The following is a 23,330-nucleotide window of genomic DNA, read 5'->3' on the forward strand; positions in this document are numbered from 1 at the left end:
CCCGCGTTGCGCGCCCCCCGTTTGCGCGCAACGCGGGTTATTCTTTTTTCGGAAAAGGGGCATTAGCGCGCTCGACGAAGCCGGATTGCCTGCCTAGGTTCTCGCCCGCTTTCGGCCCCATGAAGTCCTTTCCCTTTCTCCTCGCTGCCGTCTCCGGCCTGTTCTGTGTCAGCGCTCTGGCTGATCCGCCGTTGCGGCTGCAGTGCACGCCCTCGCTCGTGCCCCTGGCCAGGGACATCATCCGCCCGCTTCACGAGTCGGGGATTGAGGTTCGCCTCGTGGAGGAGGCAGGAAATACGCAGGTCGCCGCGAGCCTGAGCGGGGGGGATGTCGATGTGATCCTGCTCACCCGTCCGTTGAAAGTCGACGAGCGTGTGAGCAATCCGGCGATGCATTTTGTGGAGACGACGCTGGGCACTCAGGTCGTCACCGTGGTGGTGTCGCGCACGGTTTGGGATGGCGGTGTCCACGCACTCACTCGCGACCAGATCATCAGCCTTTACGAAAACCGGGTGCGCAGCTGGAAGGAAGTGGGGGGCGAGGATCGCCCGATGGTGTTTTTCGAGCCCGGCCACGAAAAGGGGTTGTGGGACATTTTCGCGAACTGGCTCTACGGTGACATTCATCGTGCGCCGGGCGTGGCCTGGCAGGTGGTGGCCGATGGCCCGGACATGAAGAACGCGCTCGAGTTCGCCTCCGGGGGAATTTCTGTCGCCAACCTGCGCTGGGCCGATCACAAGACCGCCTACCCGCTGGCCCTCATCGGCGAAAACGGGAAAGCCATCGAACCGAACAAGGCGAATATTCTCGACGGCAGCTACCCGCTGACCCGCCCGGTGGTGGTCGTTTTTCCCCACGAACCGGCCTCGGAAAAGAAGAAGATGCTCGAGTTTCTGGTTGGCGAAAAAGGCCAGCAGATTATCGCCACCCACGATTTCATCCCGCAGTCGCAACTCAAGGTGCCGTAAGCTGGGAGGTCTCAGCCGCGCCGCTCTCTAAAAAACGCCTGCAGCATGGCCGCGCATTCGTCCTGCCGGACGCCGGTCGTGATTTCGCAGGAATGGTTGAGCTTGGGGTGTTGCAGGATCTGCAGCAGGCTGCCGCCGGCGCCATCCTTCGGCGATGGGCACCCGAACACCACCCGTTTCATGCGCACGTGGACGAGTGCCCCGGCGCACATCGGGCAGGGCTCCTTGGTCACGTAAAGGTCGCATTCGTTGAGCCGCCAGTCGCCGAGCACGCTTTCCGCCTGGGTAATGGCCAGCATCTCGGCATGCGCTGTGGCGTCTTTTAAGACCTCGACTTGATTGCAAGCCCGGGCAATGATGCGCCCTTGGTGGACGATGACCGCCCCAATCGGCACCTCCTCCTGCTCCCAAGCCCGACGGGCTTGCCGCAGGGCTTCGCCCATGAAATAGGTATCGCTGTGCAGGTCGATGATCTCGTCCATGAGAGAAAGGGGATTGCGAAAGTGAGGGAGGCGTGAAAATTGGGTTGCGCTGCGGCGGAATCAAGCTATTACTCCCGTCCCTTTTTTTCATTACAACCCGGAGCCACTGCCATGCCCACTATCATCGACAAAATCAATCAGGAGCAACTCAAGAAGGATACCGCACGGTTCCACGTGGGCGACAGCGTGCGCGTGCACACCATCGTCAAGGAAGGCGACAAGGAGCGCGTCCAGATCTTCACGGGTATCGTGATCGGCCGTAAGGGCCGCGACATCAACCAGACTTTCACCGTCCGCCGCATCAGCTACGGCGAAGGTGTGGAACGCGTTTTCCCGATGCACTCGCCGCGTATCGCCAAGGTGGAAGTGGAGACCGCTGGCACGGCCCGCCGCGCCAAGCTCAACTATCTTCGCAAGCGCACCGGCAAGGCGGCGATGGCCGTCCGCGAAAAGGCGTCGGCTTCGGCCTAAGCTGAACAGCGCAGCCAAATCGAAATTCGTGTGCGGCGATCCATTGGATCGCCGCACATTTTTTGTACGGGTGGTATCGAACGCCCGAGCGTCCGCGAATTGTTTGCGGTAAGGTGAGGCGCTTGCGTTTTGGAGTGCGCTTGTCCTCTGGCGCTTTGGGAGTCACCTCTCGAAAGCGGTAGAGGACTACCGCACTAAAAAACGCAAGCGCTCATAGCTCGCGGATTCGTGAACACGAATAATCTGCAAAGACGATGCGTTTGGAGTTTGCTTTGGTTCCTCACGCGGCTTTCCATTTTAGCGATGAGCGTTGAATCCCGCTTCGAACCCTCAACCCCCTTCGCCCGCTGATGCCTTGTGGGATGCGCCACGAACGCAAGTTGCGCGCGGATGGCTGCGTACTGGTCGCGGGGATCGATGAAGTCGGGCGCGGGCCCCTGGCCGGGCCGGTAGTGGCGGCGGCGGTGATTCTGCCGGAGAAATTTCGGCACAAGACGCTGAACGATTCCAAAAAGCTCTCCGCCGAGCAGCGCGAGAAAATCTATGCCGAGCTGACGACGCGGGAAAACGTTCATTGGACCGTTTGCGTCGTCGAGGTCGAAGAAATCGACCGCATCAACATTCTGCGCGCTTCGCACGAAGCGATGCGGCGCTCGGTGACCGCGCTGGCCACGAAACCGGATCACGCGCTCATCGACGGCCTGCCGGTCCGCCCGTTTCCCATACCGCACACCGCCTTGGTCGGCGGCGACGCGCTAAGCTTCAGCATCGCCGCGGCGAGTGTGATCGCCAAGGTCACGCGCGACCGTATTATGGTCGAGATGGATCAACGGCATCCCGGCTATGCATTTGGGCAGCATAAAGGCTATGGCACTGAGCTGCACCTCGCTAGACTCAAGGAACATGGGCCTTGTCCGATTCATCGCCGATCTTTTCTCCCCGTCGAACAGGCGGAACTCCCCTTCCGCTAACGGAAGCGGCGAAGACGACCGGGAATGGCTCGGGCGGGAAGGGGAGCGGCTCGCGGCACGGCATCTCAAGCGCAACCGTTATCGCGTCCTGTATCGGAATTTCCGCGCGCCGCACGGCGGCGAAGTGGACATTGTCTGCCGCGATCACGACACGCTGGTCTTCGTGGAAGTAAAGACGCGGCGCAGCCTGACTTTCGGATCGCCGGCGGAGTCGGTGACGCGGGAAAAGCAAAAGCTCATCGCGCGCGGTGCATTGGCCTGGCTGGATCTGCTCGGCAATCCGGACAACATCCTGTTCCGCTTCGACATCGTGGAGATCATCTTCGAAGAGGATGTGCCGACTTTTCACATCATCAAGGACGCCTTCAAACTGCCGGAGCCTTACACTTACTAGAGCGGTTACTTGTAGATGCTCTTCATCTGCCAGGCATCGAGCGAGCGGAGTTCCGCGTCCTGGCCTTGCGCCCGCAGGGAAACGCCGACGCTGTCGCTGCGGCTCGGTTGCACGCGCACGGCGAGACATTGCCGGCCATTGATGAAAACTTCGACCACGCTGCGATCGATGAAGACGCGCAGGTGAAACGGTTCATCCGGTGGGATGAGAACGGAGGCGGTTTCGGGCGGGCGCGACTGGGCGTCGGCGAGCAGCGAAGAGCGCGTGTTATCGAGCGTGACGACGCTGAGCTTCTGCTGCGGCGGCATGAAACGGCTGGTGACCTGGCGATTTCTAAAAAGGGCGATGCGAGTGATTTCCTCCGCGTTGGCGGAACGCAGGACGTTCAACTCGACCATGGGCGCGCCTTTGGGATCGATGTCGGCGTTGAGCTCCATCGTGTTGCCGTGAATATCGGGCAGGACAATTTCCTGATTCGCCGGCAACAACTTTGCATCGAGGTGCTGATGGGCACCGCGCAGGGACTCAATGTCACCCGCAGGCTCCTGATGTAGATCCTCTTTGCCGACCAGCGTGAGCCGGCGCGGTAACGTCATGAGGCCGTCGCTGCGATGGCCGGCTATCGCGGGATTCATGTTGAAGATCGCGATGACGCCGCCCTGGCCATCCGGCGTGGCCGAGGGCGCCTGCACCGCGCCGGGAAGGACTGGGCCGAAGCAGAAGCGACCGTGCGCGGTGACGTTGAACTTGTCGTTCTGCGTGTCGTAATCGCCGAGGAGATATTGCGCGCTGCTCGTGTGGCTGAAGAAGATCAGGATGTGCCGGTCGCCGATCGGCCAGAAATAGGGACACGCGCCATCGTCGCCGGGGGGCGTGAAGCGGTTGCCTTCGACGAATTGATGCACGAACTCCCACTTTGCGAGATCACGGGAGCGGAAGAGAAACTCGGCGAGCATCGGCTTGCCCGCGGGGCCGTTGTAATCCACCGAGCCGGAGAGCGAGTAATACGTGTCGCCCTTTTTCCAAATGCACGCGTCGTAGATGCGATAAGGCAACGGCTCAGCGGAGAGGAAGTGATAGCGCTTTCCGTCCTTGTTCAACGGGATGACCGTCGTGCCGGTGACCTTCTCCCAATTGAGCAGCAGCGGATCGTGCGAGGTCGCGGCCATGTTGCCGAGTTCGCGTCCGTGATACATGGCGATGACGCGGTTGCCATCGACATAGGTCGCGCCGGAGTAGCATTGCTCCTCGGGATTCGGGTAGATCGCGTAGGGGAGATCGCGCCAATGAATGAGGTCGTCGCTGACCGCGTGCGCCCAGTGCCAGCGATGATCGTCCGGCGGATTCGCCTGGTAAAAGAGATGCCAGCGACCCCGCCAGAAACAGAGGCCGTTGGGATCGTTGAGCTGCGCCTCCGGGCTGTAGAAGTGATAGGCGGGCCGCAAGGGATCGGCGGCAAGGGCGTGACGCTCCTCGCGGAAACGCTGCATCAGTGGGTTGTCCTTGAGCTGCGCTTCTTGAGCCGCGAGATCTTCGGCGAAGGTGAACTTGGGAACGCGCGAGGTGTAGTCGCGCGGCGTGTCGGCACCGTGCGCGACGGCCAGGCTGGCCAGCCAGAGGCACAGAAGGATTCGTCTGCTATTCATTTCCGTGTCGCGCTTTGGTCTTCGTTGAGCCAGTTGTCCCCGGCGGGAAGTTGCAGCTTTCCGGCTTTGCCCGACTCCGAGGGGCCTTTCCATTGCAAGGCGCGGTTGAGCGGTTCATCGGCCGCGGCCACGACGCCCACATTCACGGCGAGCGGCTGCTGTTGCAGCAGCGCGCGCATGAGTTGCCAGCGGTGCTCCATCACTTCACTCACGGCTTTTGCCTCGGGTGGCGTTCCGGCCTCTGCGGCCTCGGCGAGGCGATGGGCTTGGGCATTGATCGCGGTGAATTCCAGGCCGGCTCGCAGAAAGGCGACCCGCCGATGTGCGGGCGCGTCCTTCTCGGTCGCCTTGGCCGCCGCCACCAGCAGGCCGCGGAGTTGGTCGATCGTCTCGGAGGCTATTTTTGGAAATGCGCCGCGTTGGCCGACCGTCACCGGGACGACACCTTTTCCCGCGAGCTGGAAGTATTTCTTCACCGATTCCGCACCGGCACCGAAGCCGCTCTGGCAATAGTCATCGAGCACCGCGTCGAATTTCAGCGACGGATCCCAGCTCAATCTAGCCGCAACGTAGTAGGTCAGTCCGTGCGTCGCCCAGTGGTTGTGAATGCTATCCATGTCCGTGGCGAGAATGCCCTCGCTGCCGAGGTAATTCAGCGTTTCGGCCGTTTCGCGGGCCTTCGGACTGAGCACGCCATCGCGATAGCCGCTGTGCAGATTATTCGGACGCCAGTAGAGCCGTCGGGCACCGGCATCGTGCCAGCCCTTCCAGCCATCGGCCACGCTCGGCACGTAACGCACAACGATATTGGGGTGCAGCTTCTCGCGCACTGGTGGATCGGAGTAGTAGCTGTAAGCTTCGACGAGGAAGAGTTGGTCGGGCACGACCTTCGTCACGCGTTCGACGATCGCGTTCCAATAGTGCACGAAGCGATCGGTGAGCGCGGGCACTTCGACTTCCGTGCGCTCCGAGCCGCCGACATGCGCGAAGAGAAGCATTTTCACTTTCGGCGCATTCGGCGGATCGAGCTTCTTGCACTCCTCGCACTGGCAGAAGCTCGAGTAGCCGCCATCATTCGGGCAGAGCGAGATGATGCCCTGGGCGTGGCCATTGAGCCGCGCAATGATGTCGTCGGCGACGTGCTCGATGAGACCGGGATTGGAAACGCAAAGCCGCCAGCGTCCCTTAGCCTTGCTCTGGTCGCGCGTGCCATCCACCTGCAGGGCAAACCACTCGGGGTGCGTCGCGCCATACTCTGTCCAGCCGCCACGCAGGCCACCGCCCGCTGAGCCGCCGACTATGCCGACATTTCCGCCGAGGCCGTTCCACGCTACCCACGAACCCGTGGCCTCGGTCTGCTCGGCGCTATTTAAGCCCGTGCGATAGTCGTCAACCGTAGCGCCGAGCCAGGCGAGACCCTTGGCCATGTCGCGTGCATCCGGCGGCGAGAAGCGAATGTTGCGCTGTCCAATTTGCGGAGTGAACCGTACACGCAGATCGGGCGCGGTGATGGTGCTCTCGCGCGGAATGACTTTGCCGGTTTCCCCCGGCCACAGGTAGCGACAGCCCAGCGCCTCGAGGAAACGAAACACCGGTCGCGCGCTGGCGGGTTCACGACTGCTGCTGTGGTCGTCCTTGGCTAGCAGCGCGAGTGTGTTGCCGCCGGTCTGCACGACAATTCCGCCGGGGCCCAGGTCATCGAGGGACAACCCGAGCTTGTGCGTCAATGCCCCATCCCCGAGCAGGATGAAATTTTGCGCGGCGAGCTTGCTGTCCGAGGGAACGATGCGGCCATTCTGGATCTGCGCGCTGGCGAGTTCCTTTTCCGCAATCACCGGCAATGTGGCACCGGAGATTTCCTTGATGTGTGAGACGAGTGCCGTGACCGCGAGGTCAGTGGGGCGGAGTGATTCCGCGAGGACGATGGTGGCTTTCGGTTGACCATCCGTGGTGATGGCGAGTCCGGCGTGGACGCGAGCGGTGGTGAGGGAGACGAGGCACGCAGCGAGGAGGATGCGGATCCAGTTCATAGGGGGAGTTTCGGGGTTGGCGGAACGGTGTAGTCGTTCGACGAGTTAACGGAAACGACATCACGCTTATCCGAAACTGAGACCCGCGAAAATACCACTTTCGGGTCATGCAAATGAAGACGCCGGGAGACATGAAGGTGTCTCCCGGCGCTGCTCGCGAAATGCGAATGGCTTACAAGCTATTCAGGAAATCGACCAATTGCTTCTGCTGGCTGCTCGGCAGCTTGTTGAAGCGGTCGCGAGCCGGTGCGGCTTCGCCATCGTGACCGGTGATCGCGAGGAAGAGCGTCGGCGCGCGGCCATCGTGCAGATACGGCGCGCGATGGCGCAGGCCCCAGAGCGGCGCGGTCTTCATTTCATTGGCCAGGGCATCGGCTTGGGCGATGCCGTCATTGAGACTGCCCATGTCGTGCAGGAGCAGATCGGAGAAAAGGTTCACCGGTTTGCGGTCGAGGGCTCGTACGGTGTTGGGTCCGGTGAACAAGGTCGGCACGTGGCATTCGGCGCAGCCGACGCGCATGAACAAATTGAGGCCGAGTTGCACCTCGGAATTCACGCGCGGCAGCGCCGGCGGAGCGAGGAAGCGCATGTAGTCGGCGGCTTTGTCGATGTCGCTCTTGCCGGTCGCTGGGTCGACCTGATCCTCCGGGTCGGCCGTCTTGTCGAACTCGGCGAGAAGTTTCTGGTCGCCATTGGGCGCATTCTCCGTGGGAAAGAAACGACTGGTGATGCCCATCTCGTTTACATAGGCGTCAGCGGCGAAGGCCAGCAGCGTGGCTTGTTGCGCTTTCCAGCCGAAGCGGCCGACTCGCATGGTCCCGGTGGTTACATCCTGCACGAGTGCCGGGCGGCCGAGGACGCCATCGGCTTTCTTGCGCTTGGCCAGGTCCTGGATGGCCGCGTCGGGAATTGCTTCGATGAGCCCCGCGCCGAAGAGCGGGGTGACCAATCGCTGGGCGACGACCGTCGCGTCGGCGGGCACATGTTCCAGCGCTGCGGGATCGATCGCGCGGCTCTGCATCAGCGAACCGCCGTCCTGCGAGAGCGGATCGAATACGCCTTTGTCCATTCTGCCGAAACGGGTCACCGTGGCCGCGCTCGCGCCACCCACGATGGGAGCCGAGTGGCAATTGGCGCACGAGGTGTTGTTGTAAACCGGCCCGAGACCGCTCTCCGGCGTTTCCACGTTTTCAAATTCGCCGAGCCCGTCGGTGAAGGCGGCGAGTTGATCCTGCGTCAGGTCTGGGAGGGGATCACCGAGCCGGCCATTGGCGTGCGGAGCATTGCCGTCGTGATGATGGATCTGCCGTCGCGCGCGGACCTTGTTATTAGGGGGATCGACTTGAGCCACGACGACGACGCTGACACCCATCAGCGCGAACACGGACAGCACCAGGCTGCGGCGAGTGGAGGATTTCATATGCTGCATCAGTTTTGTGTTGGGGAAGCGGCGGGGTTCCGCCGGTTTCCATGCAGCACTCTCGCAACGGCTTGTTAAGAGAGTATGATTGCGCAGCCGGTTTGTTGTTAAGAAAGTGTAAATGTCGCCGGCCGCGTCGCAGGGAAAGCACGACGCGCGCCTTCGGCCCAAGGCCGCCCGAGTTACGGTCAAGTCGCCACGAACGCGCCGCCCCCGCGTTACTTCTCCAGCTTCCGCACGGTCACACTCTGCAGATAGTATTTGTTGTAAACATTCCCATCCGACACCAGCGAGAAGTTATACCCCCAGTAATTCACAAACTGCGGGTCATCGATCCGCCACTTTTGCGTGTGCCATTCCTTGTTGTCCGGCACCGTGTACCATCCGCCGGCGGTTTTGAAGCCCGTCCTGGATTCGTACACCAGTTTGAAGCCCGAGTTATCGTTCGCTTCATTCCGCCGCACCACGACCTCGATCTCGATCGGCGTAGTCGTGTAAGAGAGGAATTCCGGATCGACCACGAAGACATTGCCACCCGGGACATTGCCCGCTCGCGCCGCCCCGCCATACACGACCACGGCCTTGGCCAGGGATTCACCCGAGAGCGTGTGCAAGCCCCGCTCGGCGTGCTGTTCGCCCATGGTGAGCGAGACGCTTTGCGCCTTGGAGTAATCGCCATCCCAAGGGACGGGTTTGTCTTTGTTCGCCGCCGCCTTTTTCAGTAGATCCTCTGGCGCATCGAGGACGAGCGCAGGTGCGGTGGTCAGGGTAAGATCTTTCGCGGTCCTGCTTTCGCCGCTCGTGACACTCACGATCTGCACGGCTTTGCCAAACTGCACGGCATTCGCTTCCGGCGTGTGTGCCCAGGTCACAAGCGCCGTCGTCTTCGCGCCCTGAAATGCGAACGCGTAATGCCGGTCATTGAGCAGGATCCAACCCAGATACTTCGGGTGCTGCCCGAGATGCTCGATCAAATGCTTCATCGCCTCATAGCTCGGCCGCGGATTTCCCTTCCCGTCGAGCAGGCCCATCGGGCCGCTGTCGCCGTCGCGTCCTTCAAACCATTCGATGCACGCGACGCCTTCCGCGATGCCCATGACGTAGGCTTTCACCAGCGCATTGGCCTGCACGTCGAGGCCCTTTTTTGCGTCGCAGCCCAACTCGGTGAAGATGACGGGCACGTTCGCCTTCGCCGGATCCTGCGCCGCCAGCATTTTGCGCAGGGTCGGCACGATGTGCAGGAAGACGGACTCCGTGCCGGCGTCCTCCACCACACCGTTCAGGATTTCGTAAGGGTGCAGGGTAATGAAATCGAAATGATCCTTCGCCCCGGCCTGGATGACCTGCTCCAGGTAATTGATATGTGCCGATTTCGCGGCCAGCCCGATCAGGCACGAAGGATCCGCCGCTTTCGCCGCATCGTAAGCGCTGGCCACGATCTTCGCATAGTCCGCCGGCTTCTGATTCTTCCCCGTGAAATTGGGCGGCTCATTCCACACTTCCCACCGTTGGATCCGGCCTTTGGCATGTCCGACCACCGCGGAGACATAGGCCGACCATCCTTCGATGTTGTTCACTGGGAGCGATCCGGGCCTGTCCTTGGTGTTCCATTTCGGCGTCCCGATCAGCGTGCCGCCGAAGTTCATCCCGTGTTGGGTAAGATAATCCATCTGCTGATCCAGCGCTTCCCATTTCCATTGGCCCGGCGTCGTCTCCAGCGCGCCCCAATCCGTATGCGGCGTCCGATAGCTGTGTAACCCGATTTCCTCCATCTGCGGAATCCAGCGCGCATTATCCGCCGCGGAGCGATTGTTGCTATAGCAACTGCCAACGCCCCATGGGCTCAACGCCTCATCGCCAAAAACCGGCGGGACCAAGGGCGCAAGAGCGGCGAGGAAGACGAGAAATCGTTTCATTGGGGAAGCGGTTGCGGGTGACGAGTGGGAGCGGTTCTCAGGAGCGAATTGCGACGCACTACACTAGGAAAGTGACTCCGCCTTCGAATTGGGAATCAATGCCCGATTCCGCCGAGCTTCCCAAACGAGCAGGACCACCGCTGCCGCGAGTAATATTCCATCGCGCAACATCATCGATGAATACGGAATGGAGACCTCATCCTTGCCGAAGCATCCGCACGAAATGTCCAAGCCACGCGCCCAGGCGCTGCCGATGGCGCCGAGAAAGACCACGCTCATCACCGTGACCGCGGTGGCCGCGCCGAGGGCTAGACGTTTCACGAAAAGCGTGATCGCCGCGGTGACCTCCAGCCACGGCAGATAAACCGCGAGCAGCACGGGCAGGTCGGGATTCCGGAGAATCTCGAAATGCTGGATGGCCAGGGTGAAATCCGGCGTGGCCGATTGGCCGTGACGGAAGTCCCAGATCTTCATCACGCCCGCGTAGAGGAAGACTGCCGCCACGGCGAGACGCAGGAGCAGGACGATTATTTTCCCGACCATGCGCCCCAGCCTCCTTTCAAGACGTAGACCTTCTCGATTTTCAATTCCGAGCGCATCCGGTCCGCGATCGCGTGACTGGCGTCACAGCTTCCGCCATCGCAATAGACCACCACCGGCACATCCGGATCCCAGGCATCGAGGAATTTCGCGACCAGCGAATTCCACTCATCTTCATTGAGCAACACCGCCTCGGGAATGTGAGCGTGATCGTATTTTGCGCGCGTCCGGGCGTCGACCCACAGCACATGGTCGGACCAGTTGTTGTGCACCATCGCGATGGTCACCTCGTCCTTCTTCGACGGCACCTCGGCGTTCCATTTCAACTGCACCGCACCCGAGATCAGCGCCGGCAGGAGCGCGATGCCGAGCACGATGGCAAGCTGACGCAGCGCGCGGATCACTTGATGCGCGCGTGAATGGTGTAGGCGCGCGGCGCGTCCGACGGGAAATCCGTCTGGATACTGATCTCCGCGGACTCTTTCTGCGCCGTATCCGTGGGCGTCACCGAGATGGCGTATTGCTCGCCGGCCTTGGTGGTTTCGAGTTTCGCCGCGAGGCGCGGATTCGAGGACGTGACGCTCTTGATGTGCACCGGTTGGCCCGCTTCGACGGTGAATTGCACGTTCCTGGCCTCGGTAGGGTCACCCTTCTTCCAATAGACGAGCGCCGGAGTCATGGTCACCGGATCGTGGATGTCGATGATCAGGCCGATGACGTATGGTTCGATCGCCTTGTCGTCGATGGTGACCGTCGCGCTCTTGCGATAAGCGCCCTTCCGGTCACCGAAGGTAAAGTGCAACACCACCTCACCCGTTTCACCGGGCGCGTAAGTCTTTTTCTCGAGATGTGCCGTGGTGCAACCGCAGGAAGTGCGCACGGTCTTGATCGTGACCGGAGTGGCACCCACGTTTTTGAAAGGAAAGTGCGCGTCGATTTCCTTGTCCTCCGGCACCCGATGAAATGTCTGGACGGGATGATCCCACTTCAGTTCCGCGCTGGCGCGTGCGCCGAGAAACGACAAGGAAAGAGCGAGGAGCGGCAAAAGACGGATGAAGCGCATGTGGGGTTTAGTAATGAGCGGACGGCAAAATGCAATCGCGCGGGAGGGGAGAATTAAACGTCAATTTTTTGCCCCTTGGAAGGTTAACACTGTGAGGAGCCGTGCCGCGGCCAGTAGGCGAAAATTACAGATGCAAATTTATTGCATTTAGGAAATCGACTGTTTTAGTTGCTGCCGTGAAGATTTCGCTCCTTTCCTTCATCGCCTTTTTCGCGGCCGCCATGGCTGTGCAGGCCGCCGACAAAATTCGTGTGTCGACCTTCTCGACCATTCTCACCGAAATCGCCCAGCAAGTCGGCGGCGACCGCGTGGCCGTGACCGGGCACGTGAAGCCCGGCATCGATCCGCATGAATTCGAACCGAAGCCCGAGGACTTGAAGATCGTCGGCGATGCGCAACTGATCCTGCTCTCCGCGAAACACATGGAAAGCTACGTCGGCAAACTGAAGGAAGCGACCGGCACGAAGGGTGATCTCGTCGAGGTGGGCGATGGCTTTGCCTCGCTGAAGATGAAGTCGGAGAAGGACCCTGACAAAGTCGTCGAAGATCCGCACTGGTGGCAGAGCGTGCTGTATACGGAGAAGGCGGTGAAGATCGTGCGCGATGAGTTGATCAAGGTGAGCCCCGCGGACAAAGCGACGTTCACCGAAAACGCCGCCAAGTATCTCGCCAAACTGGATGCGCTGGAGAAGTGGGTGAAAGTGGAACTCGCGAAATTGCCACGCGACAAACGCAAATTGGTGACCTCACACGACGCCTTCCAGTATTTCGCCCGCGAGAATGGCTTTACCATCCACGCTATCGAAGGCGTCTCGAGCGAAGATCAGCCTTCGTCGAAAAAAGTTGGCGACATCGTCGCTGCGATTAAATCTGAGGGCGTGAAAGCCATCTTCCCGGGAGAACATCGAAAATCCCCAAAGTGATGACGGAGATCACGCGCGAGACGGGAGTGAAAATCGCGCCGCCGCTTTATGCGGATGGATTGGGCGACACACCTGAGGCTTCCACCTATGAGGCGATGTACAAGCACAACGTCGTGACGATCGTCGAGGCCCTGAAATAATGAGAGGCTCGCCGCTCCTGCGGGCGCTGCTCGCCTTCATCATCATCGCCCTGGCGGGCATTCCCCTGTGGCAATTGACGCGCCCCGAAGTGGTCGTGGCTGCGCCCGCGCCTCCGGCTCCGAAAGAGGAAGCCGCACAAGCAATTCATTTGCATCTGACATTCACCACCGTGCCGAAAAAAGTGGTGGTCAGCAACCTCGACAAAGTCATCTGGGAAGCGCCCGCTCCCGAGGCGGATATGGAGCATGATGTGACCATGGCATATCCGGCGGAAGGAGTCGATTTGCAGTTCCACGTCGAATGGCCGGAAGACGGCCCGCTCTCCGCGATGCGCGTGCAATTGACCGACCCGGCCGGGGACACGCATGACAAGAGCGTTTGGGGCAAAGGAGCGGACGATGAAGTGGTCACTTTCCCATGAGCCGCCTGACCCCGACTCTCGATCCTACATCGGCCCATCGCCTGGTCGTCCGCGACCTCACGGTGAGCTACAACCGCGTACCGGCGCTACACCACATCGCCTTCGAATTGGGCTGTGGCGAATCCGTCGCCCTGCTCGGGCCGAACGGTGCGGGCAAATCCACGCTGCTCAAATCACTGGTCGGCCTGCTGCCGCGCGAGACGGGCAGCATCACTTTTCACGGCCGCGAAGTGGCTGGGGCGACCAAGGATTTCGCCTATCTGCCCCAACGGGAAAATATTGACTGGGATTTCCCGACCACCGTCCGCGGTCTCGTCGAGATGGGCCGTTATTTGCGGCTCGGTTGGTGGCGGCGTTTCCGGGAGGAAGATTGCCTTGCTGTCGATGAAGCGATCGCCGCCATGCGTCTGGAAACGCTGCATCGCCGCCAGATCAGCGCGCTTTCCGGCGGCCAGCAGCAGCGAGCCTTCCTCGCCCGGGCACTCGCCCAACAGGCTCACGTCTTCCTGCTCGATGAACCCTTCACCGGGCTCGACAAGCCTTCGCAGGACAATCTCAAGGAAATGCTGCGGACCCTGCGCGGCCAGGGAAAGCTGATCATCGCTTCGCATCACGACCTGCAGACCGTCTCGGAACTCTTTGATCGCGTGATCCTGCTCAACGGCGAACTCATCGCCGAAGGTCCGGTGGCCGAAGTCTTCACCGAGGCGAACATTCACAAGACCTACCACACCGCGCCTTTCACCGGACCCGCCGGACGGCCGCATCACCATCACCACTGAGCACTAAGCACTTCCTCCATGGATTGGCTCACTGAACCTTTTCACCACGAATTCATGCGGCGCGTCGTTGTCGGCGGCGCGCTGCTCGGCTTCACCAATGGTTTCCTCGGCGCCTTTGTCGTCCTGCGGCGACTGGCGCTGATGGCCGATTCGCTTTCCCACTCGCTGCTGCCGGGTTTGGCGGTCGCGTTGTTACTCTTCGGACTGGCGCCCGTCGGTCTGTTTTTCGGCGCCCTCGTCGCGGCGCTCATCGTGGCCATGGGCGCGCAAATCATCGCCCGTAGCTCGCGCTTGAAGGAAGACACCGCACTGGGTGCGCTCTACACCGTGGCGTTTTCGCTCGGCGTCGTGCTTATCAGCTTTGTGAAAGTGCGCGTCTCGCTGCTCCACTATCTCTTCGGCAACATCCTCGGGCTTTCGGATTCGGATCTGTGGATTATCTGGGGCATCAGCCTCATCGTTGTGCCCTTGCTCGTCGGCTTGCAACGGCCCTTGCTGCTCACCCTGTTCGATCCCACGGTGGCCGCGAGCCAGGGCATCCGTGTGAACTGGCTGAACTTCATCCTCATGTTTTCGCTCGTGCTGACCATGATCGCCTCGCTGCAGGCGATCGGCGTCATCATGTTGCTCGGCTTGCTGATTCTGCCCGCCGCGACCGTTTATCTCCTCTGCGATTCCTATTCAACGATGCTCTGGGGCGGGGGGGTGATCGGCATGCTCGGCTCCCTCGCGGGCTTGCTGCTTTCCTACTGGCTGAATCTTCCCTCGGGCGCCAGCATTGTCCTCGTCCTCGGCATCGTCTTTTTCGCGGCGTTCTTCTTCAGCCCGCGCTACGGCCTCATCCGCCGCCTGCGTCCGGCTCGCCACTTGCACGCCGAGAGCCTCGCGCGCTGGCCGCATGGCTCTCCGAGCGAAGAAACGGGGTCGGAAAAAGCGGAGGGCTGAGAGGACCCTATGGCGTGTGGGCCTTGGAGACAAAGAAGCCGCCGACATCGCAGCCGACGTAGAGGGTGTGGGCGTCATGCGGGTCCCAGAGGAGAGAGGGAATCCATCCGCCGCCACCGGGACCGGCGAGTCGCCAGGAAATCTCCGTGGCCTCGGTCGCATTGGTGGCTGAAGGGATTGCGGGACCGTCCGCGGCCATCAGAGGCAACAGGAAGACGAGCAATGGGAGAGAGCAGATTGCCGATAGGAAAGAGAGAACCGGAAGGGGAGAAAACGGGGCATGGCTCAGAGTGCTTTTGTCCCTCTTCCCCCGACTTCCTGTCCAGCCTCGGACGCTCGAGAGCGTCTGCCTGGGGGAGGGGCGACCTTCGAAGCCGTCTCTGTAGCGGTGGCCTGTGACTGTCGGCGAATAGGAGAGATGGGAGAAATAGGAATTATAGGAGGCATGGGACTCCCATAATTCCTATTCTTCCTATTCCTCCCATCTCCTCTGCCGGTAACCGACCGCCGCGACAGCAATCGATCGCTAAACGATGCCCGGATATCGTTTCAGCTTGGGAAAGGACCAGTTTGCGCCCGCCCTGGCGGGTGATCATGGAGTCTGAAACACCCACCCTGCGCCGTAATTTTCAGAGGTAAACGTCACTTTTTTCGAGATTCTTCTTGTGAGATTGTGGCGTCCCGTTAATTTCCGCGCCCCGCCCAAAAAGGTGGTGCTGCACAACGCGAAAGCGCGCTGAGCGGCGACTGGAAAAGTTGAAAGAAATTTCAAAAATCCGGTTGACCGATCAAAGCGACCCGCTAGAGTGCGCGCCCCGCCACGAAAGGCGCTGTTACCGAAGCGAAAGTTTCGAGAGGTAACTGAGAAAGTTGAAAGAAATTTCAAATTTCCGGTTGACCCGCCGAAGCCGACAGCTAAAGTAGCAGGCCCGACACGAAAAGCGGGACTGCTCCTCAAGATGGAGCGGTGGATCTTCCAAACAACTGGGACTTCAGATTGAGACTCAATCTTGTCCCGACAATGAGGGTCAACGTCGAGATGACGGTGATCATTAAAGTCGGAGCGATGAGATTGAGTTTTTTGTTGCCCGGATGTTTGTGAAGCCAATGATCTTTGAAAGTTTGATTCTGGAGTTTGTCACACGACTCCGTCGAGGCTGAAAACCAAAGCGCAAGCGAAGGTGGAAAGCGTTGGCGGAAAGAGCAGACTCAGAACGGTCAACTAGACGCCTCGGATTGAATCGAGGAATTCGAATCGCAAGGTTTGGTTTCCTGGAGGAGAAATCGAGGCGTAGAAAGCAAAAATTGAATTGTGCGTTATACGTCAGATCTTTGATTTCAAAAATTATAAAGACTGAACAAACCCTGCCTAAGCTGACAACCTTCGGGTTGAGGCGAGAAAGCAGGTTATGAACAGTCAGATTTAGTAAGCAGCTTTAGCAGCTGTCTTACGCAAACTTTGAGGACTTAAATGTTCTCATCCGTTTTTCACGGAGAGTTTGATTCTGGCTCAGAACGAACGCTGGCGGCGTGGATAAGACATGCAAGTCGAACGGGATATTATTTGTAGCAATACAAGTGATGTCCAGTGGCGTAAGGGTGCGTAACACGTGGGCAATCTGCCGAGAAGTGGGGGATAGCTCGCCGAAAGGCGAATTAATACCGCATGTGGTTAGGGGAGACATCTCTCTGACACCAAAGCCGGGGCAACCTGGCGCTTCTTGATGAGCCCGCGGCCTATCAGCTAGTTGGTGAGGTAACGGCTCACCAAGGCTATGACGGGTAGCTGGTCTGAGAGGACGACCAGCCACACTGGAACTGAGACACGGTCCAGACACCTACGGGTGGCAGCAGTCGAGAATTTTTCTCAATGGGGGAAACCCTGAAGGAGCGACGCCGCGTGGAGGATGAAGGTCTTCGGATTGTAAACTCCTGTCATTAGGGAACAATTGCCGGCAAATAACTACTGCCGGCTTGATAGTACCTGAAGAGGAAGAGACGGCTAACTCTGTGCCAGCAGCCGCGGTAATACAGAGGTCTCAAGCGTTGTTCGGATTCATTGGGCGTAAAGGGTGCGTAGGTGGCGCCATAAGTCAGGTGTGAAATCTCGGGGCTCAACCCCGAAACTGCACTTGATACTGTGGTGCTGGAGTACTGGAGAGGAGATTGGAATTTACGGTGTAGCAGTGAAATGCGTAGATATCGTAAGGAAGACCAGTGGCGAAGGCGAATCTCTGGACAGTTACTGACACTGAGGCACGAAGGCCAGGGGAGCAAACGGGATTAGATACCCCGGTAGTCCTGGCAGTAAACGGTGCGCGTTTGGTGTGGGAGGATTCGACCCCTTCTGTGCCGGAGCTAACGCGTTAAACGCGCCGCCTGGGGAGTACGGTCGCAAGATTAAAACTCAAAGAAATTGACGGGGGCCCGCACAAGCGGTGGAGTATGTGGCTTAATTCGATGCAACGCGAAGAACCTTACCTAGCCTTGACATGCATCTCTAAGTCGGTGAAAGCCGGCGACCATAGCAATATGGAATTTGCACAGGTGCTGCATGGCTGTCGTCAGCTCGTGTCGTGAGATGTTGGGTTAAGTCCCGCAACGAGCGCAACCCCTGTGAACTGTTGCCACCGATCTACGGATCGAGCACTCTGTTCAGACTGCCCTGTGAAACGGGGAGGAAGGTGGGGATGACGTCAAGTCAGCATGGCCCTTACGGCTAGGGCTGCACACGTACTACAATGCCCAGTACAGAACGAACCGAAACCGCGAGGTGGAGGAAATCCCTAAAACTGGGCTCAATTCGGATTGGAGGCTGCAACTCGCCTCCATGAAGCCGGAATCGCTAGTAATGGCGTATCAGCTACGACGCCGTGAATACGTTCCCGGGCCTTGTACACACCGCCCGTCACATCATGGAAGTCACTTGTACCCGAAGTGCATGCGCCAACCGCAAGGAGGCAGTGCCCTAAGGTATGGGTGGTAACTGGGATGAAGTCGTAACAAGGTAGCCGTAGGGGAACCTGCGGCTGGATCACCTCCTTTCTAAGGAGAAATGCCTTACTTCCTCACGGAACTGGCATAGGTCGATCGCTAATGTCTCCTGGAAGCCCTTCAAAAGCTTCCCTGGAAACGATGCGACCCTAAGACTTCGGTAACGAAAGAAACCGGAGCATCAGAGTATCTGAAACGGTAGCGCACAATTCAGTTTTTGCTTCGATTCCCAGACTAAACGCGAAAGCGTTTGGCCTAATTAGGCAAGGGAACACCAAAAGACATTCGAACACACATTAAGTGAACCCAAGGGGGCATAGCTCAGTTGGTAGAGCGGTAGCTTTGCAAGCTATAGGTCAGGGGTTCGAATCCCCTTGCCTCCACTAGAAAGTTGATAGTGGATAGTTGATGGTTGATAGTTCAGCCATCAAAAGACCGCCCGGCAAACGCCGCGCGGCTATCAACTATCAACCCTCAACTATCAACCCGCTTTTCGGGCGTGTAGCTCAGTTGGTTAGAGCATGCGCTTGATAAGCGCAGGGTCGCAGGTTCGAATCCTGCCACGCCCACCAGGCTGAGCAGGGCAGGGGTGAAAATGAAAGGGAGAAAGGGAGAGTGGGAGAAGGGGAAAAAAAGAAGCAAGAACGACCGTTTTGAGTTTGTGTGACTTAGGAAGAGATTCCAGGCATCAAATTCTCCCCGTCGAGCCAACTTGAGCTCGGCCGGTTCTTTGACATCTACATACAGGGTAGTAATACAACTTTTTTAGAGCTGAGTCTGAAACGAGAGTTTCAGTTATCATATTTCCCATGTCCCTTAACCGGGATGTGAGGATCAGATTGATCAAGCTACAAAGAGCACATGATGGATGCCTTGGTGCCAAAAGGCGATGAAGGACGTGATAAGCTGCGATAAGGCACGGATAGCGGCAAATACGCTTTGACCCGTGCATCTCCGAATGGGGTAACCCAGTGGAATTAACCTTCCATTACCGCTGAGTGAATCAATAGCTCAGCGTGAGCAATACCTGGTGAAGTGAAACATCTCAGTAACCAGAGGAAAAGAAAGCGAAGCGATTCCGTAAGTAGTGGCGAGCGAAAGCGGAACAGCCCAAACCACGGGTTTACTCGTGGTGTTGTAGGGCCCCGATGTGGCAGTGCAACGATTAGATGAAGCGACTGGAAAATCGCTCCATAGAGGGTGAGAGGCCCGTAATCGAAAATCCGAGCACGCCTAGGGAGTCCCTGAGTAACGCGATGCAAGTGAAGCTTCGCGTGAATCCACGCCGACCACGGCGTAAGGCTAAATACTAATTGGCGACCGATAGTGAACAAGTACCGCGAGGGAAAGGTGAAAAGAACCGCTGTGAGCGGAGTGAAATAGTCCCTGAAATCATGTGCTTACAAGGTGTCAAAGCCCGCAAGGGTGATGGCGTGCCTTTTGCTTAATGAGTCTGCGAGTTATTGTCAGTGGCGAGCCTAAGCCCTTCTGGGGTGGAGGCGAAGCGAAAGCGAGTCCGAAATGGGCGCCCATAGTCGCTGGCAGTAGACCCGAAGCCGAGGTGATCTACCCATGGCCAGGTTGAAGCGCTGGTAATACAGCGTGAAGGACCGAACCCGTGAACATTGAAAAGTTCTGGGATGAGCTGTGGGTAGGAGCGAAAGACTAATCAAACCCGGTGATAGCTGGTTCTCCCCGAAATAGCTTGAGGGCTAGCCTAGGATGCTGACTTGTGGAGGTAGAGCACTGGATGAACTAGAGCCCATACCAGGGTATCGAATTCAATCAAACTCCGAATGCCACAGGGAGAAGTCCTGGAGTCAGTGCGCGAGGGATAAGCTTCGTGCGCGAGAGGCAAACATGCCAGACCAGCAGCTAAGGTGCCCAAATACCGTTCAGTGGAAAGGATGTGAAGATACTTAGACAATGAGGATGTTGGCTTAGAGGCAGCCATCATTTAAACAGTGCGTAATAGCTGACTCATCGAGTGTTTTCGCGCCGAAAATGATTGGCGATAAGCGGTATACCGAAGCTCTGGAATTGAGGAGAATTCGTTTTCCTTGATTGGTAGGGGAGCGTTGTAGCGACGCAGAAGCGGGAGCGGAAGCAACCGTGGAGTTTCTACAAGTGAGAATGCAGACATGAGTAGCGATAAGCCAGGTTAGATTCCTGGCCGCCGTAAACCCAAGGTTTCCTGTGCAAGGTTCGTCCTCACAGGGTTAGTCGGGACCTAAGTCGAGGCCGGTAGGCGTAGACGATGGACAGCTGGTTTAATATTCCAGCACCGGCTTTGGTTAAAGCGAAGGTGACGTGGGTGCGGAGAAGGGCAGTCGATTGAAAGTGACTGTCGCGCAAGCGGACGTTGAGGCTACGGCCAAGACGGATCCTTTAAAGCAAACACCGAGAAAACCCTTTGCCCCTTTCCAAGGTCGCCCGTACCGTAAACCGACACAGGTGGGTGGGTAGAGTATACCCAGGCGCGTGAGTGAAACCTCGTTAAGGAACTCGGCAATCTAGCCCCGTAACTTCGGAAGAAGGGGTGCCCCTAGCAATAGGGGCCGCAGTGAAAGGGGTCAACCGACTGTTTAACAAAAACACAGCACTCTGCCAAGTCGCAAGACTAAGTATAGGGTGTGACACGTGACCAATGCGGAAAGATTACGGTAAGAGGTTAGCGCAAGCGAAGCTTCGAGCCCAAGTCCCCGTGAATGTCGGCCGTAACTATAACGGTCCTAAGGTAGCGAAATTCCTTGTCGGGTAAGTTCCGACCTGCACGAATCGTGTAACGAGTTGACCGCTGTCTCAACGAGGAGCTCAGCGAAGTTGTAGTGGCGGTGAAGATGCCGCCTACCCGCAGCAGGACGGAAAGACCCTATGCACCTTTACTGTACGCTGTTACTGTGTTTTCGGTTTTAATGCTTAGCGTAAGTGGTAGACTTTGATACATCTCTTTCGGGGGATGTTGAGTCGTCAATGAAACACCACCCTTTGAAACTGGAAACTCTAACCTCTTGCCATGATCTGGCAGAGGGACACTGGCAGCCGGTCAGTTTTACTGGGGCGGTATCCTCCCAAAGAGTAACGGAGGAGTACGAAGGTTGGCTCAGCCTGGTTGGTAATCAGGTGACGAGTATATGGATATAAGCCAGCCTAACTGTGAGACCTACAAGTCGAGCAGGTGCGAAAGCAGGTCCAAGTGATCCGGTGGTTGAATGTGGAATTGCCATCGCTCAACGGACAAAAGGTACGCTAGGGATAACAGGCTGATCGAGTCCAAGAGCTCATATCGACGACTCGGTTTGGCACCTCGATGTCGGCTCATCACATCCTGGGGCTGGAGAAGGTCCCAAGGGTCCGGCTGTTCGCCGGTTAAAGTGGTACGCGAGCTGGGTTCAGAACGTCGCGAGACAGTTCGGTCCTTATCCGCTGTGGGCGCAGGAAGAGTGAGGGGTTCAGACCTTAGTACGAGAGGACCGGGTCTGACGAACCACTGGTGTTCCAGTTGTCTTGTCAAAGGCAGTGCTGGGTAGCTATGTTCGGAAAGGATAAGCGCTGAAAGCATCTAAGCGCCAAGCCTCTCCCAAGATGACTCTTCCCCGAAGGATCGTGGCAGACCACCACGTTGATAGGCTTCCGGTGTAAGCATGGTAACATGTTCAGCTGAGAAGTACTAATAATCCGTTCGGCTTGGTCATTTCCTCATCCTCTTACTTTAAGAGATGAGCGAAATTGACAAATTTAAACAAAACTCAGCCTGAAAAGGGCTGTATGAAACTCCTGTATGTAGATGTCAGAGAATCGGTAAAGCGCCATAAAGCGTCGTAAGGCGACTTGGCCGGGTTCTTTGACAACCAAATAAAAACGAAAAGCGACGGTTCAGTTGGAGTAAAATCCAATTGACCGCAGGGGAACCGATATGAAAGTATCGAAACCCTTCGCTGCGAAGCAGCGATCAAATCCCCATGAAATGGGGTCGTTAGAAGTCTGGCGAATTTGAGGTTCGACTCACACCCCCCAGTGAGAAACCTCCCAGATTGAGCCTTAGTGTGGCCTCAAATTCGTCAGACTTCTGGTGATCCCAGCGCAGTGGACCCACCCGTTCCCATTCCGAACACGGAAGTGAAACGCTGCAGCCCCGATGATAGTGCATGTCTAGCTTGTGCGAAAGTAGGACGTCGCCAGTTTTACGCCCCATCTCTTGTTAAATCAGGAGATGGGGCTTTTTCTTTGCCCTCGTTGGGGTGATTTGGCGTTAGGGGACAGTTCTTCCGGTGGACCCGTAGTGGTAAGTGAAAGTGAAGGTGGAAAGGGAGTTCCTCAGCGGTCCTTTCCGCCTACAAATGGCTCGTTGTCTCGTGAGCGCACTGATGCGCCTCCAGCTAATCCGCGAGATCGAAGCTGGCGGTGTAGACGGGGATAGAGCTTCCTTGCCAGTCATCACTGCCCTCGGGCGCCACGACCATTTTGATGCCTTTTCCTTTGGTCGCCCTTCCGGTTGGGTAGCCTCTGACGATGACGGGACCGTCGAGATAGCTGGCGGTGCTCCACATCGACCGGTCGAAAACGCTGTGACTTTCCCGCAGGACCCCGTGATCCACGGTCATCAGCCGGCCAAATTGGAACTGCTCATGAGTCTCCACGAGGTTTCCGTAAATGACGTTCATGCCCAAACCATCGCCAGCATAGGTCGGGGTGCTGACGCCGTGCACGATCCAGCCGCTGCAATTGAGCACCAGGTCGGAGCCGACCTGATCCATCACGATGCCTCGGGCGATCCGCAACTCGGAGCGGCTGTGACTTTTTGAAAGCAGAGCCGCCGGAGCGCCGCCGGGAATCGCGGACGGTATTGCGGAGAGCTTTTGTTTCACGAAGGTCAGCGCGGACGAAAGCGCATCCGACGACTGCGAAATGACCGAAGGAGAGGATAATGGCACCGAAGATTTCGCCGGTACGGGCGAACTGGGCGAGGCGGCGATTCTCGAGGTGGACGGTTGGGAGACAGCCACGCCGGGCGAGGGCACGCTGCTCTGCTTCCCGGTGAGTTCAAAAAACAGCACCGATCCGGCCAACACAAATGCAAGGAACGTAAGCAATCTCATTAGCGCCAAATCCTTTCCGTTCAACGGCCTAGCAGAGGGGTGCTCGACCTTGAAGAAAAATCCGACGCCACGGTTTTTCTTGCCGCCTGCCATGTCCGGGAGGAAAAACAGCGCAGGGTTTTCA

The 23,330-nt window shown here is 58.3% G+C and carries 19 protein-coding genes, 2 tRNA genes and 3 rRNA genes; 14 read left to right on the plus strand and 10 right to left on the minus strand.

Features of this window, described 5'->3' with window-relative positions:
* Positions 1–119 precede the first annotated feature (119 nt).
* Positions 120–968, plus strand: coding sequence for a PstS family phosphate ABC transporter substrate-binding protein (locus CFE428DRAFT_RS02685; RefSeq protein WP_006977892.1), 849 nt, complete (start codon positions 120–122; stop codon positions 966–968).
* Between the two features lie 11 nt (positions 969–979).
* Here the strand turns inward: CFE428DRAFT_RS02685 and tadA are convergent, their stop codons facing one another.
* Complete coding sequence (gene tadA, locus CFE428DRAFT_RS02690) at positions 980–1,450, minus strand: tRNA adenosine(34) deaminase TadA (RefSeq protein WP_006977893.1); 471 nt, start codon at positions 1,448–1,450, stop codon at positions 980–982.
* 111 nt (positions 1,451–1,561) lie between these two features.
* Here tadA and rplS point away from each other — a divergent pair, with 111 nt between their 5' ends.
* From rplS to CFE428DRAFT_RS02705, 3 genes are all read left to right on the plus strand, one after another.
* Positions 1,562–1,921 (plus strand): 50S ribosomal protein L19, encoded by a 360-nt coding sequence (rplS, locus tag CFE428DRAFT_RS02695; RefSeq protein WP_006977894.1) that lies wholly within the window; start codon positions 1,562–1,564, stop codon positions 1,919–1,921.
* A 362-nt stretch (positions 1,922–2,283) separates the two neighbouring features.
* Positions 2,284–2,892 carry a ribonuclease HII gene (locus CFE428DRAFT_RS02700; RefSeq protein WP_006977895.1) on the plus strand — a complete coding sequence of 203 codons (609 nt, stop codon included), beginning with the start codon at positions 2,284–2,286 and terminating at the stop codon, positions 2,890–2,892.
* On the plus strand, positions 2,825–3,286 hold the full coding sequence (locus tag CFE428DRAFT_RS02705; protein ID WP_085951211.1) for a YraN family protein: 462 nt from the start codon (positions 2,825–2,827) through the stop codon (positions 3,284–3,286). Before CFE428DRAFT_RS02700 ends, CFE428DRAFT_RS02705 begins: the two co-directional genes overlap by 68 nt.
* Before the next feature lie 5 nt (positions 3,287–3,291).
* Here CFE428DRAFT_RS02705 and CFE428DRAFT_RS02710 read toward each other — a convergent pair whose 3' ends face one another.
* From CFE428DRAFT_RS02710 to CFE428DRAFT_RS02740, 7 genes are all read right to left on the minus strand, one after another.
* A complete protein-coding gene (locus CFE428DRAFT_RS02710) occupies positions 3,292–4,932 on the minus strand; it encodes a glycoside hydrolase family 32 protein (RefSeq protein WP_006977897.1) in 1,641 nt (546 codons plus the stop codon).
* Positions 4,929–6,962, minus strand: coding sequence for a DUF4838 domain-containing protein (locus tag CFE428DRAFT_RS02715; RefSeq protein WP_006977898.1), 2,034 nt, complete (start codon positions 6,960–6,962; stop codon positions 4,929–4,931). Before CFE428DRAFT_RS02715 ends, CFE428DRAFT_RS02710 begins: the two co-directional genes overlap by 4 nt.
* A 172-nt stretch (positions 6,963–7,134) precedes the next feature.
* Entirely contained in the window at positions 7,135–8,382 is a 1,248-nt protein-coding gene (locus tag CFE428DRAFT_RS02720) for a di-heme oxidoredictase family protein (protein ID WP_157447409.1), read from the minus strand.
* Between the two features lie 218 nt (positions 8,383–8,600).
* Positions 8,601–10,298 (minus strand): endo-1,4-beta-xylanase, encoded by a 1,698-nt coding sequence (locus CFE428DRAFT_RS02725; protein ID WP_006977900.1) that lies wholly within the window; start codon positions 10,296–10,298, stop codon positions 8,601–8,603.
* A gap of 63 nt (positions 10,299–10,361) precedes the next feature.
* Positions 10,362–10,841, minus strand: coding sequence for a MauE/DoxX family redox-associated membrane protein (locus CFE428DRAFT_RS02730; RefSeq protein ID WP_006977901.1), 480 nt, complete (start codon positions 10,839–10,841; stop codon positions 10,362–10,364).
* Positions 10,826–11,242, minus strand: coding sequence for a rhodanese-like domain-containing protein (locus CFE428DRAFT_RS02735; RefSeq protein WP_006977902.1), 417 nt, complete (start codon positions 11,240–11,242; stop codon positions 10,826–10,828). Before CFE428DRAFT_RS02735 ends, CFE428DRAFT_RS02730 begins: the two co-directional genes overlap by 16 nt.
* Positions 11,239–11,901, minus strand: a complete 663-nt coding sequence (locus CFE428DRAFT_RS02740) for a DUF1573 domain-containing protein (RefSeq protein ID WP_006977903.1) — start codon at positions 11,899–11,901, stop codon at positions 11,239–11,241. The genes CFE428DRAFT_RS02735 and CFE428DRAFT_RS02740 overlap by 4 nt, the downstream gene beginning before the upstream one ends.
* Positions 11,902–12,077: 176 nt before the next feature.
* Here CFE428DRAFT_RS02740 and CFE428DRAFT_RS02745 point away from each other — a divergent pair, with 176 nt between their 5' ends.
* Genes CFE428DRAFT_RS02745 through CFE428DRAFT_RS02760 form a run of 5 tightly spaced genes read left to right on the plus strand, consistent with a single transcriptional unit; the run spans position 12,078 to position 15,113 of the window.
* Positions 12,078–12,824, plus strand: coding sequence for a metal ABC transporter solute-binding protein, Zn/Mn family (locus CFE428DRAFT_RS02745; protein ID WP_006977904.1), 747 nt, complete (start codon positions 12,078–12,080; stop codon positions 12,822–12,824).
* Positions 12,824–12,964: a hypothetical protein gene (locus CFE428DRAFT_RS36900; protein WP_006977905.1), complete on the plus strand. Its 141-nt coding sequence runs from the start codon at positions 12,824–12,826 to the stop codon at positions 12,962–12,964. The genes CFE428DRAFT_RS02745 and CFE428DRAFT_RS36900 overlap by 1 nt, the downstream gene beginning before the upstream one ends.
* Positions 12,964–13,386, plus strand: coding sequence for a hypothetical protein (locus tag CFE428DRAFT_RS02750; RefSeq protein ID WP_006977906.1), 423 nt, complete (start codon positions 12,964–12,966; stop codon positions 13,384–13,386). Before CFE428DRAFT_RS36900 ends, CFE428DRAFT_RS02750 begins: the two co-directional genes overlap by 1 nt.
* Positions 13,383–14,168 carry a metal ABC transporter ATP-binding protein gene (locus CFE428DRAFT_RS02755; RefSeq protein ID WP_006977907.1) on the plus strand — a complete coding sequence of 262 codons (786 nt, stop codon included), beginning with the start codon at positions 13,383–13,385 and terminating at the stop codon, positions 14,166–14,168. Before CFE428DRAFT_RS02750 ends, CFE428DRAFT_RS02755 begins: the two co-directional genes overlap by 4 nt.
* Positions 14,169–14,186: 18 nt before the next feature.
* Positions 14,187–15,113: a metal ABC transporter permease gene (locus CFE428DRAFT_RS02760; RefSeq protein WP_006977908.1), complete on the plus strand. Its 927-nt coding sequence runs from the start codon at positions 14,187–14,189 to the stop codon at positions 15,111–15,113.
* Between the two features lie 7 nt (positions 15,114–15,120).
* On the opposite strand, the gene CFE428DRAFT_RS02765 is transcribed toward CFE428DRAFT_RS02760, so the two are convergent.
* Positions 15,121–15,312 carry a hypothetical protein gene (locus CFE428DRAFT_RS02765; RefSeq protein WP_006977909.1) on the minus strand — a complete coding sequence of 64 codons (192 nt, stop codon included), beginning with the start codon at positions 15,310–15,312 and terminating at the stop codon, positions 15,121–15,123.
* A gap of 1,288 nt (positions 15,313–16,600) precedes the next feature.
* Between CFE428DRAFT_RS02765 and CFE428DRAFT_RS02770 the strand changes: the two genes are divergently transcribed.
* The 5 genes from CFE428DRAFT_RS02770 (at position 16,601) to rrf (ending at position 22,291) form a co-directional block, all read left to right on the plus strand.
* Positions 16,601–18,158, plus strand: a 16S ribosomal RNA gene (locus CFE428DRAFT_RS02770).
* Between the two features lie 259 nt (positions 18,159–18,417).
* A tRNA-Ala gene (locus tag CFE428DRAFT_RS02775) sits at positions 18,418–18,490 on the plus strand.
* A gap of 112 nt (positions 18,491–18,602) precedes the next feature.
* Positions 18,603–18,679: transfer RNA gene (locus CFE428DRAFT_RS02780), tRNA-Ile, on the plus strand.
* Positions 18,680–18,948: 269 nt separating this feature from the next.
* Positions 18,949–21,802: ribosomal RNA gene (locus tag CFE428DRAFT_RS02785) — 23S ribosomal RNA — on the plus strand.
* Positions 21,803–22,175: 373 nt separating this feature from the next.
* A 5S ribosomal RNA gene (gene rrf / locus CFE428DRAFT_RS02790) occupies positions 22,176–22,291 on the plus strand.
* The 16S, 23S and 5S rRNA genes sit together here with 2 tRNA genes alongside, the layout of an rRNA operon.
* Positions 22,292–22,486: 195 nt before the next feature.
* On the opposite strand, the gene CFE428DRAFT_RS36905 is transcribed toward rrf, so the two are convergent.
* Positions 22,487–23,299, minus strand: a complete 813-nt coding sequence (locus CFE428DRAFT_RS36905) for a hypothetical protein (protein WP_131990200.1) — start codon at positions 23,297–23,299, stop codon at positions 22,487–22,489.
* Between the last annotated feature and the right edge of the window lie 31 nt (positions 23,300–23,330).

This window comes from Chthoniobacter flavus Ellin428 (assembly GCF_000173075.1).
GTDB lineage: Bacteria > Verrucomicrobiota > Verrucomicrobiia > Chthoniobacterales > Chthoniobacteraceae > Chthoniobacter > Chthoniobacter flavus.

What these genes read in the sequence shown, in the direction of transcription:
- CFE428DRAFT_RS02730 (WP_006977901.1), bottom strand. Translation starts at nt 10,841, where the DNA reads ATGGTCGGGAAAATAATCGTCCTGCTCCTGCGTCTCGCCGTGGCGGCA.
- CFE428DRAFT_RS02750 (WP_006977906.1), top strand. Translation starts at nt 12,964, where the DNA reads ATGAGAGGCTCGCCGCTCCTGCGGGCGCTGCTCGCCTTCATCATCATC.
- CFE428DRAFT_RS02720 (WP_157447409.1), bottom strand. Translation starts at nt 8,382, where the DNA reads ATGAAATCCTCCACTCGCCGCAGCCTGGTGCTGTCCGTGTTCGCGCTG.
- CFE428DRAFT_RS02700 (WP_006977895.1), top strand. Translation starts at nt 2,284, where the DNA reads ATGCGCCACGAACGCAAGTTGCGCGCGGATGGCTGCGTACTGGTCGCG.
- CFE428DRAFT_RS02760 (WP_006977908.1), top strand. Translation starts at nt 14,187, where the DNA reads ATGGATTGGCTCACTGAACCTTTTCACCACGAATTCATGCGGCGCGTC.
- CFE428DRAFT_RS02725 (WP_006977900.1), bottom strand. Translation starts at nt 10,298, where the DNA reads ATGAAACGATTTCTCGTCTTCCTCGCCGCTCTTGCGCCCTTGGTCCCG.
- CFE428DRAFT_RS02740 (WP_006977903.1), bottom strand. Translation starts at nt 11,901, where the DNA reads ATGCGCTTCATCCGTCTTTTGCCGCTCCTCGCTCTTTCCTTGTCGTTT.
- CFE428DRAFT_RS36900 (WP_006977905.1), top strand. Translation starts at nt 12,824, where the DNA reads ATGACGGAGATCACGCGCGAGACGGGAGTGAAAATCGCGCCGCCGCTT.
- CFE428DRAFT_RS02705 (WP_085951211.1), top strand. Translation starts at nt 2,825, where the DNA reads ATGGGCCTTGTCCGATTCATCGCCGATCTTTTCTCCCCGTCGAACAGG.
- rplS (WP_006977894.1), top strand. Translation starts at nt 1,562, where the DNA reads ATGCCCACTATCATCGACAAAATCAATCAGGAGCAACTCAAGAAGGAT.
- tadA (WP_006977893.1), bottom strand. Translation starts at nt 1,450, where the DNA reads ATGGACGAGATCATCGACCTGCACAGCGATACCTATTTCATGGGCGAA.
- CFE428DRAFT_RS02685 (WP_006977892.1), top strand. Translation starts at nt 120, where the DNA reads ATGAAGTCCTTTCCCTTTCTCCTCGCTGCCGTCTCCGGCCTGTTCTGT.
- CFE428DRAFT_RS02765 (WP_006977909.1), bottom strand. Translation starts at nt 15,312, where the DNA reads ATGGCCGCGGACGGTCCCGCAATCCCTTCAGCCACCAATGCGACCGAG.
- CFE428DRAFT_RS36905 (WP_131990200.1), bottom strand. Translation starts at nt 23,299, where the DNA reads ATGGCAGGCGGCAAGAAAAACCGTGGCGTCGGATTTTTCTTCAAGGTC.
- CFE428DRAFT_RS02755 (WP_006977907.1), top strand. Translation starts at nt 13,383, where the DNA reads ATGAGCCGCCTGACCCCGACTCTCGATCCTACATCGGCCCATCGCCTG.
- CFE428DRAFT_RS02710 (WP_006977897.1), bottom strand. Translation starts at nt 4,932, where the DNA reads ATGAATAGCAGACGAATCCTTCTGTGCCTCTGGCTGGCCAGCCTGGCC.
- CFE428DRAFT_RS02715 (WP_006977898.1), bottom strand. Translation starts at nt 6,962, where the DNA reads ATGAACTGGATCCGCATCCTCCTCGCTGCGTGCCTCGTCTCCCTCACC.